The organism is Pontibacter sp. LHS2 (assembly GCF_058932845.1).
The window spans coordinates 12,270-25,220 of record NZ_JBZYWG010000004.1; the positions used below are offsets into that span (position 1 = coordinate 12,270).

11 protein-coding genes are annotated in these 12,951 nt (G+C 48.8%); 4 read left to right on the forward strand and 7 right to left on the reverse strand.

Annotation, left to right across the window (positions count from 1 at the left end; translation table 11 throughout):
• Positions 1 to 4 precede the first annotated feature (4 nt).
• The 7 genes from AC5FX6_RS17955 to AC5FX6_RS17985 all read right to left on the reverse strand — a co-directional run bounded on the left by AC5FX6_RS17955 (position 5) and on the right by AC5FX6_RS17985 (position 9,553).
• Entirely contained in the window at positions 5 to 4,138 is a 4,134-nt protein-coding gene (locus AC5FX6_RS17955) for an ice-binding family protein (protein ID WP_493598342.1), read from the reverse strand.
• Positions 4,139 to 4,634: 496 nt separating this feature from the next.
• Complete coding sequence (lipA, locus tag AC5FX6_RS17960; protein WP_493598758.1) at positions 4,635 to 5,537, reverse strand: lipoyl synthase; 903 nt, start codon at positions 5,535 to 5,537, stop codon at positions 4,635 to 4,637.
• A 134-nt stretch (positions 5,538 to 5,671) separates the two neighbouring features.
• Entirely contained in the window at positions 5,672 to 6,400 is a 729-nt protein-coding gene (locus tag AC5FX6_RS17965) for a hypothetical protein (protein ID WP_493598343.1), read from the reverse strand.
• Positions 6,401 to 6,566: 166 nt separating this feature from the next.
• Positions 6,567 to 6,908: a bacillithiol system redox-active protein YtxJ gene (gene ytxJ, locus AC5FX6_RS17970; RefSeq protein ID WP_493598344.1), complete on the reverse strand. Its 342-nt coding sequence runs from the start codon at positions 6,906 to 6,908 to the stop codon at positions 6,567 to 6,569.
• A gap of 16 nt (positions 6,909 to 6,924) precedes the next feature.
• Positions 6,925 to 7,281 carry a hypothetical protein gene (locus tag AC5FX6_RS17975; protein ID WP_493598345.1) on the reverse strand — a complete coding sequence of 119 codons (357 nt, stop codon included), beginning with the start codon at positions 7,279 to 7,281 and terminating at the stop codon, positions 6,925 to 6,927.
• A 54-nt stretch (positions 7,282 to 7,335) separates the two neighbouring features.
• On the reverse strand, positions 7,336 to 7,539 hold the full coding sequence (locus AC5FX6_RS17980; protein WP_493598346.1) for a hypothetical protein: 204 nt from the start codon (positions 7,537 to 7,539) through the stop codon (positions 7,336 to 7,338).
• 34 nt (positions 7,540 to 7,573) lie between these two features.
• Positions 7,574 to 9,553, reverse strand: a complete 1,980-nt coding sequence (locus tag AC5FX6_RS17985; protein ID WP_493598347.1) for an alpha-ketoacid dehydrogenase subunit alpha/beta — start codon at positions 9,551 to 9,553, stop codon at positions 7,574 to 7,576.
• Positions 9,554 to 9,850: 297 nt separating this feature from the next.
• Here AC5FX6_RS17985 and AC5FX6_RS17990 point away from each other — a divergent pair, with 297 nt between their 5' ends.
• From AC5FX6_RS17990 to AC5FX6_RS18005, 4 genes are all read left to right on the forward strand, one after another.
• A complete protein-coding gene (locus AC5FX6_RS17990) occupies positions 9,851 to 11,116 on the forward strand; it encodes a M16 family metallopeptidase (RefSeq protein ID WP_493598348.1) in 1,266 nt (421 codons plus the stop codon).
• A gap of 148 nt (positions 11,117 to 11,264) precedes the next feature.
• A complete protein-coding gene (locus AC5FX6_RS17995; protein WP_493598349.1) occupies positions 11,265 to 11,717 on the forward strand; it encodes a PepSY-like domain-containing protein in 453 nt (150 codons plus the stop codon).
• Between the two features lie 218 nt (positions 11,718 to 11,935).
• Positions 11,936 to 12,376: a PepSY-like domain-containing protein gene (locus AC5FX6_RS18000; protein ID WP_493598350.1), complete on the forward strand. Its 441-nt coding sequence runs from the start codon at positions 11,936 to 11,938 to the stop codon at positions 12,374 to 12,376.
• A gap of 109 nt (positions 12,377 to 12,485) precedes the next feature.
• The gene (locus AC5FX6_RS18005) at positions 12,486 to 12,935 is read left to right on the forward strand and encodes a MarR family winged helix-turn-helix transcriptional regulator (protein ID WP_493598351.1); all 450 of its coding nucleotides are present in this window, start codon (positions 12,486 to 12,488) and stop codon (positions 12,933 to 12,935) included.
• Positions 12,936 to 12,951: the final 16 nt, after the last annotated feature.

Consider the following 12,951-nt stretch of genomic DNA (forward strand, 5'->3'; position numbering starts at 1 on the left):
TCGCTTATCGGAAGATGGTCACGTAGCCGCTGTAGTCCTGGTACTTACCATCGCATAGCTTCACCCTTACCTTGTAGAAGTAAGTACCTTGTTCCAGCCCTTTGGCGGCCCAATCGTTTTTGTAGTTCTTCTGCTTGAACACCTCAGATCCCCAACGGTTAAACATCACCATTTCATTATCAGGGAACTTGTCCAGGTTCTTCACCAGCCAGGTATCGTTCTTACCATCGCCGTTCGGGCTAAAGGCTTTCGGGAATTCCAGTTGTCCGTCTGCTAATCTGGCGTCCATGTCGATGCTGTATTCAGCAGAGCCTATGCAGCTGCCATTGTAGGCAATCACACTCACGCGACCTGTGGCAGTTGGACTGTTGGCTTTCACCTTGATAGTCGTAGTACCTTGTCCAGACTCGATTGTGAAGCCCTCTGTTACTGTCCAGGTATAAGATGTTGCGCCTTGCACCGGATCGGCTGTGTAGATCAGGCCTTCGCACACGCTGCTGTTATCGGTGATGCGGGTCACAGGAGCAGGAGGCATGGTAATATCAACCTGAAGCACTGACCAGTCACTGTTACCGCAACCGTTGATAGCTCTTACACGCACGGTACCGCCTGTTTCAGCAGCAGCCACTGTGATGCTTGTGCCATTGTTGGCTCCTTCTATTGTCAGGCCACCCGTCGCTTCCCACTCGTAGGCAGTAGCGCCAGGTATAGCCTGAATACTGAAGGCATTGCCTGTGCTGTTAAGGCACACATTCAGGTTACTGTTGATCGCACCAGGAGTTGCTGGCTTCAGAGAAGGTGATACAGCCAGTTTGGCTACAGCGCCCGCACCGCAGTTTTTCACGGTGTTGGTGGCGTATACTTCAATGTCACCGCTTGTCTCACCTACTGTCACGGTAATGCTGGTACCTGTCAGCGTGTTAGCACTCCAGCCCTGTGGCACCGCCCAGGTATAGGTCATGCCCGCTTCCGGCGACTGTATGCTGAATGTGAGAGTAGCTCCGATACAGCCTGTTGTTGCCGTGCTGGCAATAGATGGAGCTGCAGGTTTGCCGGTCACTTTCACTTCTCGGCTTAATGCTGCACTTGCATTACAGTCATTGGCCGCTTTCACACTGATCTGACCTCCTGTCTTACCAACTTTCACTCTGATGATTCTGCCATTTTCCTCTTCGCTAACCACTGTCCAGTCAGCTGCAGGGAAGGTCCAGGTATAGCTGCCAGCATTTGCTATTGCTGTTGTGCTGAAGGTTGTTTCCTCGCCTTCACACAGATCCAGATTACCGGTGATTTCCTGTGGTACTACTGGAGTATTGGTAATGATGATTACTTTCTCAGTTGTTTTGCTAAAGCCGCATGCATTGGTCACTGTCAGGTATACCTTGCCGCCTAGCAGACTCTGGTTTTTAGGACGAACACTCACACTTGTACCGGCATCGTTTGTTCCTTCTACAAACTCGAGGTTGCTATCCAATGTCCACTTATAAGTAAGTCCCTCTACAGAAGCTGCAGTCAGAGCTATACCTGTGCTGCTGTTGAAGCACACGTTGGCGTTACCTGATATAGCTAATCTATCTGGTTCGCCAGTTACATTCACAGTAGTTTCCTTAGTCGCTTTCACGTCCTTGCACTGCGTGTTCACAGTAACTTTAACTACCTGATTGCCCAGTGCAGTGCCAGCTTGAACCGTTATGATGCTGCCATCATCTGATTTGCTTACAGTTCTCCAGCCTGCTGGCAGTGTCCAGATATAAGTACCACCTATCACATCCGAGGTTACCTTGAACGAGAGCTCACCCGCACGGCAAACGGTGGACGGCGCCTCTACGAATGAAAGCTCAATATTCGGATTACACTTCACATCCGGAATCACAACTATATCTTCGTCGTTATCTGGGTCAGTGTCCGTGTAGTCACCTGGATCTTTTGGATCAGTCGGGTCGGTTGGATCAGTTGGATCTGTCGGATCGGTTGGGTCAGTTGGATCGGTCGGATCGGTTGGGTCAGTTGGATCGGTCGGATCGGTTGGGTCGGTTGGGTCGGTTGGGGTTGAAGAGTCTTTGCTGATGATGCGCGCAATGTTGCGTACACGGCCCGCCTTCACTAACTGTGCATTGATCACAAGTTCAGCTGTTGCTTTTGCCTCTAGCAAAGGAATTTTGAATGCTCCGGTAGCCGGATCGTAGGAAGCGCCATTGCTTACGTTGAAGTCCACCAAGCGAAGACCTTCCGGCAACTTCTCGCCTACTACTATATTCTTCTCTGATGCAGCGCCATTGTTGGTGACTACAATGCGGTATTGCACCATCTCACCGATCACATACTCTTCCTTGGCATTCACCAGTACTTTCGTCACACCCAGATCTGGCAGCAGGATTACTACTTCCTCCTCATTGTTGTCCGGATCTTTGTCATTGTCTGGTGTTCGGTCAATGATAGTAGCCACGTTGCGGATAGCACCCGTGCGCACGATTTTGGCATAGACAACGAGCGTAGCAGAAGTGTTTCCAGCCAATGTCGGGATATTGAATATACCTGTAGCGGCATTGTAAGTAGTTCCAGTAGTTGCAGTATGCCTTACATACTCCAGTTCCTGTGGCAGCTGCTCACGTACGTTTATATTGGTCTGAGGCGTAGAGGCGTTGTTTGAAACCTTGATCTCAAAAGCTATTACATCCTGCAGCTTATACTCATTCTTAGGGTCAATGAGCTTCTTTGTCACACCCAGATCAGGCAGGATGATCTCCACCTCTTCTTCATTGTCATCCGGATCTTTATCATCAGGGCGATCAATGATAGTGGCCACGTTACGGATATTGCCTGTACCAACAATCTCAGCATACACAATAAGGGTCGCAGACTTATTACCTTCCAGTGTTGGGATGTTATAGATGCCTGTAGTTGGGTTAAAGGTAGTGCCTGGGGTTTCTTCGTGACGCACATATCTAAGCCCGCTCGCCAGTTGTTCGCTAACGTTAATGTTGGTTTCTGTTTTCGATGACTTATTGTCGACTTTGATCTCGTAGGCAATTATATCTCCCAGGTTATAGCTCGACTTGGGATCTATAATGCGTTTTGTCAGACTAAGGTTTGGCAGGATTATCTCTTCATCGTCCTTATCGTCGTCCGGGTTAGGATCCGGATTATCTCCGATGATGATCACTTCGTTTAGGATATTCCCGGTTCCGGTCACTTCAAATACAAGGCGGATGCTCTGCTCCTCGAACACATCCATGTCGCCAATTACCCACTCGTTTTTCTCCTGGTCGTAATTACCTCTTGTCGCTGGCTTTACTTCCAATAGTTTCAAGCCGGATGGAATGTACTCTTTTACAACCACATTGCGGGCAATACCCGGTCCATTGTTAATAGCCGTAATGGTGTAGGTCACACGCGACCCTAGCTTTACATCTTTGTTGTCAACGTTTTTCTTTACTGTCAGGTCGGCGTTCGTCACGTTCTGCAGTACCGTTGGGTTGTTGTCAAAATAAATAGTGCCTCCTATTGAGATTGCCCGCCCGTATAAAGACACGCCTTTTCCAAAGGTGATATTGCCGGTAGCTATGATGTTACCGTACAGGCTACTCGGTGCCTGAATCTCTACGTCACCGTCTACGACCCAGTAAATATTTTTGGTTTCAACGCCTACGCCAGAAAGGCTAAGGGCACCAGGGTTTACATTGAGGTTACCCTTGATTTTGAATACGAAGATAGGAGAGCTTCCGCCTTGAGTCACCAACAGTGAAATACCACTGATAGTGGCATTGCCTGTGATGCTATATATACCGGGATAAATTTCGCGGCCATTTCCCAGATTAGGGTTTAGGTTTTCAGTTTCCTGAAGGGCCATAAACTCCTGGTAGAGTCTGTTGGCGTCAGCCATTGCTTCTGCTGCCAGCTCAGTCCCTTTTTCTTTCTTGCCTGTTACTTCCAAGTATTCTTCTCCGATTATGACCTTGCCAGGGCTGATGCCAATGTCACCGCGGATCCAGGTAGTACCCGGGCCTTTAACGACAATCTGTTCGTTGGCTAAAGCAATGAACCTATTTACGCGGCCTAAGTTGATTTCTGTCTGTGCGAAACTGAGGGTGAAGTTTGCAGTCAGAAGAAGGGTGAGAAGCAGTAAAATTCTACTCATAGGGAATATGTAAAAAAGCGTAATAAATCAGGCATAAATATAAATGTATTTTCATAATCTTTTACTATATCCTGATACTTATATATTCAAGATAAGTTTAATACAATATAAAAAATACAATATATATCTTTAAATAAAATGTTATAACAGTAATCGTATAAGATTATTCTAATGTGATTCTATCTAATTTTTTTTCTGTTAGTGTGATGATTTGGTGCAAACTTTTGAATATGGGCATATATGATTGTTATTGTACCTAAATATTTGAATATACTAATTTTAACACCCTTGAGTTGCGCAAATGCTTATTTTATACATCTTTTGTTATATCGGAGGGCAAAGGAAATGAAAAAATTCTGAATAGAATAGGGAAATTTAGGGAAGAGAAGTTGTGCAATAAAAAAGTGCTCTATTAGCCTTTTCGTACTAATAGAGCACCTCAATTACAGGTATAAACTTTCTAAATATTCTTTAAATGTTTATACAGGGTATGTATTTACACATGCACATGGCGCTCAGCGTGATAAGAAGAGCGTACTAATGGACCGGACTCCACATATTTGATTCCACGCTTTAATCCTTCCTCCCTGTAATGGTCAAATAAGTCAGGGTGAATGAATTCAGCTACCTCAATATGAAGCTTGGTTGGCTGCAAATATTGGCCCAGCGTGAGTATATCACAACCATTGGCAGCCAGGTCATCCATCGCCTGGTATACCTGCTCGCGGGTTTCGCCCAGGCCCAGCATAATGCCAGTCTTAGTGCGTTTGCCGTACTCCTTTGTGCGTCGGATTTGCTCCAGGCTGCGGTCATACTTAGCCTGTGGTCGTACACGGCGGTACAGTTCTTTTACTGTTTCCATGTTATGCGATACCACTTCCTGGCCCGGCGAGATCATGGTGATCAGTGCGTCCCAGTTGGCTTTCACGTCAGGTATAAGTGTTTCGATTGTAGTGGCAGGAGAAAGTTCTTTAACCATCCGCACGGTTTCGTGCCAGATGGCGGCACCGCGGTCTTTTAACTCATCGCGGTTCACAGAGGTGATCACAGCGTGCTTTACGCCCATCAGCTGAATTGCCTCGGCAACACGGCGCGGCTCGTCTTCGTCGTATTCATTCGGGCGACCCGTAGCCACTGCACAGAAAGAACAGCTGCGCGTACACACATTGCCCAGAATCATGAAAGTAGCTGTGCCGGCACCCCAGCACTCACCCATGTTAGGGCAGTTTCCGCTTTCACAGATGGTATGCAGCTTATACTCGTCTACTATGCTTCTTACCTTTGCATACTCTTTCCCTACCGGCAGCTTAACGCGCAGCCAATTTGGCTTGCGTGGCTGACCCAAAGCATTGAGCCCCTCGGGCTGCGCGTTGGGTTGTATTACCGGAAGTGTCATCAGTTCATCCATGCTGCAAAGATAGGTATAATGCGTTAAGACTTCAGCAAAAGCACCCGGAAATTAAGGAGATACCCCCTTATGGCCGGGTGTAGTCTTCTCAACAAAAAACGGCATGGAATTGTTCTTGGCCGGCCTTATTTACGGCGGCCGTAGTAGATGTTCAGGTATACAGACGTGAATGTGCTGTAGTTTTCAGTTTGCGGGATCATCACCATGTCTTTGAAAAACTTCTCGACCATGAAGCCCACCTCTATACCTGTAATGCTCTCCCGGTAGCGGCCATACTCAAAGCTCATTCCGACTTTTGCGTGCACGCCCAGGTTAATGTTGGTTTCACCCAAACCTGTCAGCACATTGGCATTACCCAAGGTGTTTTCGAAGCTCAAGTGCTTGTTAGGGTCATAGGCTTCAGTACGAATATCACTGCCCAGACCGCCGCCATAGTCATAGCGAATGTAGTAAGGTATAAGTAATCCGAGCGATGGTCCTACTGCCCCGAGGGCATTCACCTGCACACCGCTTTCGGCAGCTTTTCGGAACAGCACCTGCTCTAATCCATAGTGCGGACGTACTGAAAAGAAGTGATTTTGCTTTCCTGCAATGAAGTGATCACCAGAGCCCGGGTTGTAAAGGCGGTTCTCTTTGGGGTGCTTGATCTCCACGATCTCGAGTCCGCCGAAGCGGTAAAGGCGCTCCTTCATAAACCATGAGCTGCGTGCAAACACACCGCCCAACAATCCGCCGTTCGAGTTCAGGTTAATGCCATAGCTTAGCTCATTGCTAAAGTCATCTTCAGACTGGGCTGCAGCCGGCAAAACCAGCAGTAGCGTCATAGCAATTGTGAGTACCAGATTTCTTGCCACCTTTATACAATTTGGGTTAGGTAAGTTCTCTCAAAAAGCCAGATCCAAAAGCAGGCAGGTATCAGGCGTTCAAAACCATACAGACCGGTATAACATGCCGGCCAGGTATGGATGCTAAAAAGGAAAATCACAAACTAATGGTAGATCCAGGTTACACGAGTGCGTACTAGGCCACCAAGTTCTTTTTCATTGAATCAATACTGATGCTTAAATGCGAAGCATCATAAGAGCACATCCCATCCTGGATCAGCAACAGTTGGGGTGACTGGTGCTGCACCTCAAACACTTCCGCAATTTCGTTTGAAACCGGCCGGTAGCGTAGCAGGTCAAGATAGTAAGGCTTAATATGATCTATACCTGCACCACTCCATTGTCGCTCTAACCTGCTTTTGGCAGTGGAACTGATAGAACAGGATGTACTGTGCTTGAATATCACCACCGGGGTGTTTTTCGACTCTTCAATAATGGTATCTAACTGCTCTACACTCGTAAGTGGATGCCAATTCATAGATTTCTTCTTTGGTTTACTTCTCCTTTTTTCGGAAAAGCCTTAATTTCTTTTTCTCACGGTCAGCCGGGCTAGCCTGCACAGCATCTTTTGCGCTGTTGTGCTTAGACCTGAACAAACCTGAGAGCGGACGCTGCCTTACTTTGCCGGGCTCACCCTTCTTTAAGTTATAAGCCTCCATGTTGAGATGACTATCCTTGTAAGAGGTAGCCTCTACCTGGTTAGCCTCCCGCAGTGCCTGACGCATCAGGCGCCCATGCTTGTCTGTCATCGTATAGGTGATCTGACCAAAGGCAGGCCAGGCCGCCAAAAGCAGCATACCTGTCATTACCATCAAACGTTTCGTTTGCTTATCAAATCCCAGCTTCTTCATAACAGCTTTCCATCTACAGTTGTTATACTGAATTCAGGAATAGGGGTTGCTCCCCTAAAAAATTCCCATTCGCTTCTTCTTCACACGCCCGTTTTTGTCCATCTCTACCCGCACTGACTCCAGGCCAGTCGCATTCTTACCTGACACTTTAGAGGTCTTGCCCGGCTTCGGGCAAGGTATACCTTTGCGCTGACAGCCGGAACCAAACAGCAGCGCCAGACACAGTAAGCCTAAAACCCAATATCTACTTTTCTGCATCACAAGCAATATACGTGTATTTTCCTATTATCCGCTAAAACGCCATGATGCTCTCTACCTTCTCACGCAGACGCTGCTTTGGCAGGAACTCCTGCTCCAGCGGTGGCGCAAACGGCACAGCCGTGTCCAGACTGGCAACACGTGTTACTGGTCCGTCGAGCAGCTCAAAGCAGTTCTCTCCGATCCAGGCCGCTATCTCACCGCCTATACCGCCGGTCATGGTGTCTTCGTGCAGGATGATCACGCGGCCGGTACGGGCCACCGTATCACGTACGGCTTCTTTATCCCAAGGCAGTAGCGAGCGCAGGTCAAGTATATCGAAGCTAACGTCCGTCATCTCCTGTTGTAATTGCTTTGCCCAGTGCACACCCATACCGTAGGTGATGATCGAGATATCCGACCCTTCGGCCACCAGTTTGGCCTTGCCGATCTCGACAGTATAGTAATCATCCGGAATCTCCTGCGATATGGAGCGGTAGAGCAATTTGTGCTCAAAGTACATCACCGGGTTCGGGTCTTCAATGGCCGCGTTCAGCAAACCTTTGGCATCGTAGGGTGAAGACGGGTACACGATCTTCAGTCCAGGAGTGTGGAAGAACCACGCCTCGTTACTCTGCGAGTGGAACGGACCGGCAGCTGTGCCGGCGCCCGTTGGCATACGCACCACCACATCGGCGTTCTGGCCCCAACGGTAATGGCTCTTGGCCAGGTTGTTCACGATCTGGTTAAAGCCACAACTCACAAAGTCCGCAAACTGCATCTCCACCATGCTCTTCTTACCTTTCACAGACATACCCAAGCCTATACCCAGTATGGCCGATTCGCAAAGCGGGGTATTGCGCACACGTTCCTTGCCGAACTGGTCGACAAAGCCCTCTGTTATTTTGAAAACGCCTCCGTACTCGGCAATATCCTGCCCCATCAGCACCAGGTCCGGGTAGCGCTCCATGCTCTGGCGCAGACCGTCGGAAATAGCGTCTACATAGCGGCGCTCAGTTTTAGCATCCGAAGCTGGTTTGATCACCTCTTGCTCAAAAGGACGGTACATGTCCTCTATCTCTTCTTCACGGCTTGCCTCCGGCATTGGCGTCGCAAAGGCAGTCTGCAGGCCTTCTTCGATCTCAGCCTTTATCTCCTCACGTATACCTTCTATGGCTTTTGGCGTCAGGATCACTTCATCGAGCAGGTACTTCTCAAAGTTTTCCACCGGATCTTTTTTCGACCACTTCTCGAACAGCTCCTGCGGTACATATTTGGTACCGCTGGCCTCCTCGTGGCCGCGCATGCGGAAGGTAATTGCCTCGATCAGCATCGGACGCGGGTTCTTGCGCATGCTGTAGGCAGCCTGTCGCACCGTATCGTATACCTCTACTATATTATTGCCATCGATCTGCAGGGCATCTATGCCGTAAGCCGGGCCTTTGTCGATGAAGTGCTTGAACTTAAATTGCTCGCTGCTTGGTGTAGACAAACCGTAGCCGTTGTTTTCGATCATAAAAATAACCGGCAGGTTCCAGACAGCCGCCACGTTCAACGCCTCGTGGAAGTCGCCCTCGGACGCACCACCATCACCACTAAAAACCAGCGCTACTTTCTCTCTGTTATCCAGCAAGTCGGCTAAAGCTATACCATCCGCCACTGCCAACTGCGGACCCAAGTGCGAGATCATGCCCACAATGTGGTGCTCGTTGGAGCCGAAGTGGAAAGAACGGTCACGGCCTTTCGTGAAGCCTGTCTTCTTGCCCTGAAACTGCGCAAAGAGTCTGTCCAAAGGCACTTCGCGGCTGGTGAACACACCCAAGTTGCGGTGAAGTGGCAGAATGTACTCGTCCGACTCCAGCGCCATGGCCGAGCCCACCGAGATGGCCTCCTGTCCTATACCTGAGAACCACTTGCTCACTTTGCCCTGGCGCAGCAACACCAGCATGCGCTCTTCGATCATGCGGGGCTTCAGGATACCTTTATATAAGGCAATCAGTTCGTCGTCAGAGTATTCTTTGCGATTATAATTCATCTTATTGAGAAGGAAATTCGTTGTAGTCTGGCAGCATAACGTTTGCTTTGGCCGCCGATTATGGTGCTAATTTATAAATTTGTTCGGTACTTCGTGTCTTACCGGCCCCGGCATACGCAACAAGCGGCGCCCGAAAGACCGTAAAGAAAGCAAAAGCTACAGAAAACCTGTCAGGCCTGCAAGTATTTGCGGGTTTTGATTGAACAGGGCACAAGGTATACCTGTTGAAAAAGAATTGACAGGAAAGAAATCAGGCAAGGGTAACATCAGTTGCCGTCCTTTAAAGAGAAGAAGATTATGATACATTTCGAGGAATTTACGCTGGATAACGGCCTCCGTGTGATCGTGCACGAAGACCACACCTCTCCCATGGCCGTGCTAAACGTGCTCTACGACGTGGGCTCCCGCGACGAGGAAGAGCAGCACACCGGCTTTGCGCACCTGTTTGAGCACCTGATGTTCAGCGGATCCAAGCACATCCCGGTATACGACGAGCCCCTGCAGCGCGTGGGCGGCGAAAACAATGCCTTCACCAGCCCCGACATCACCAACTATTACCTGTCGCTGCCGGCCCAGAACATCGAAACCGGCTTTTGGCTGGAGTCGGACCGCATGCTGGACCTTGCTTTCAGCGATCACGGACTGGAAGTACAGCGCAAGGTCGTGGTAGAGGAGTTCAAGCAGAACTACCTGAACCAGCCTTATGGCGATGTGTGGTTGAAGCTGCGCCCGCTGGCCTACGAGCAGCACCCCTACAAGTGGGCGACCATCGGCAAAGAGATCGCGCACATCGAAGACGCGACCATGGACATTGTGAAAGCGTTCCACAGGAAACATTACTCCCCAAGCAACGGCATACTGGTCGTAGCTGGCAATGTGACGGTTGAAACAGCAAAAGAACTGACCGAAAAATGGTTCGGCCCTATACCTGCCGGAGAGAAGTATGAGCGTGCTATACCTCATGAACCAAAGCAGCAGGCACCGCGTGTGTTGGAAACTAGCGCCGACGTGCCCTTAAGTGCCATCTACAAGGCCTACCACATGCCGCACCGCAATCACGAAGACTACTATGCCGTCGACCTGATCAGCGACATACTCGGCCGTGGTAAGTCTTCGCGTTTGTATGAGCAATTGGTGAAAGAGCAGAAGCTGTTCAACTCCATCGCCGCTTCGGTGACCGGCTCCATCGAACCGGGCTTGCTCATCATCCAAGGCAAACTCAACGAAGGTGTGGACCTGCAGGAAGCCAATGCCGCCATTGAGGCTATTAATAAAGAGCTGATGGAAAAGCTGGTTGACGAAGAAGAGCTGAACAAGGTGAAAAACCAGGCGGAAACTTCTATTGTGTTCTCAGAAATCGAACTGCTGAACCGCGCCATGAACCTGGCCTATGGCAAGCTACTCGGCGATGCCAACTTTGTGAACACCGAGGGGGAGAAGATACAGGCCGTGACGCCGCAGGACATTTTGCGCTGCGCCAAGCAGGTGCTCGACCCGAACAATTGCTCTACTTTGCTTTACAAGGCGGAGAAGAAGGCCCAGCCTGTGGAGCAGGAAGCATAAACTAAGTATAGCCATCTAAATAGAAGCGGCTGCGGTGAAAACTGCAGCCGCTTCTATTTTTGCAGAAAATGTTCTCCTCTTCAGAATTCCTCCAGAATCAGCCCGTAACTGGTAATACAACCGATTTATAAAACCTAAATTAAAGAAAATGAAAAAGACTGCATTTGCTATACTTTTTATGGCAACAAGTACCCTGTTTGCGTGTGACAACAATACCAACGACGTAAACCCGGACAACGTACCTGCTGCCGTAAAGGAAACATTACTCAGCAGTTTTCCGGACGCCGCTGACATCGACTGGGAACAAATAGGAGAAGACTACGAGGCTGATTTCGATCTAAATAATACAGATTACAGTGCATTGATCAGTGCATCAGGCAACCTCCTGAAACATAAGCAAGACATACCTGAATCAGAGCTTCCAGACGCTGTACGGGAAGCCATCAACGCTGATTATACGGCCTACCGTCTGGATGACATTGAACGACTAGAGGAAGGCCAGACAATTTTGTACCAGGTTGAACTGGATAATAACACCACGGATGAAAAGCTAGTCTATTCCGCTGACGCTCAGCAGGTACAGCAGACCTACTGGGATTAATCTCTCTTTCAAGCAAAACAGAAAAACCTGGCGCACCTTGTGTCAGGTTTTCTGCTTTGATAAAGGGCTGCTTGCTTCCTTAACGCCGTGCCCGGGACCAGTCCGGCAAAATCCTTATACCTTAGCAAACAAAATTTCTGGCGCTACAAATTTTCTTCAGATTTGCTTTGTAACTTTCTGTCAGTAACTTACCAGCACTTATATTGACCAGAGGCCATATGAAGCAGCAATTTGCAGCCATCTTACTTTTAGCAGGTTTTCTTTCGGCTTGTGACGACGAAGTATTACCAGAAAAAGTACCCCTGGAGGTACGCCAAACCCTACTGAGTACATTTCCACAAGCCACCTACATTGAGTGGGAGAAAAGCGGAAAGGACTACGAAGCCGACTTTGATGTGCGTACAAGAGAGCACAGTGCCCTTTTCAGGCATACAGGTAATCTGGTGCAGTATAAGTGGGCTCTTCCTGCTTCCGAACTGCCTGAAACCGTTACGAATGCTATCACGCAACATTACGCTGGCTACAAAGTCAGCGAAGCAGAGGTTCTGGTGCGTGACACGATCACTTCTTACCAAATAGTGCTCAAAAAACAGTCAAAGGAACTAGAGCTCGTTTTTGCGGCAGATGGTCAGCAACTCCGCCAGCCTTTCTGGGATTAAAACAAGCCATATCTTGTAAGTCAGACCATAGATAAACTAATCGAAACTTTTCAGGCTCAATATTTGTATATACAAACAACGAGTTTAACTTTGCACCCTTATTCAGCCTATGCGCATAGAAGACGAAATACAACAGAAAGACTTCAAGGACGATCATCGTCGAATGGTGGTCAATCTGTTGTTTACAAATAACTGGCTGAACCAACAGTTTACACCTTTCTTTAAGCAGTTTGGGCTTACGCTGCAGCAGCATAATGTACTGAGCATTGTGCGCGGTCAGCATCCGAAGCCGTCTTGCTTCGGGGAAGTGCAGGAGCGCATGGTGGACCGAAACTCCAACGTGACCCGCCTGGTAGATAAGCTGATCGAGAAAGGCTACGTGACCCGGGACATCTGTCAGGCGAACCGTCGCATGATCGAGGTACGACTGACACCGAAGGGTGCTGATCTACTTACTCAGATTGACGAGCAGATGCCAGCCTTTTTCAAACGCTTCCATAACCTGACCCAGGAGGAAGCCGTTTTAGTGAGCAAGTTGCTTGACAAGCTCAGAGGCTGAGCTATTTTTTTATACT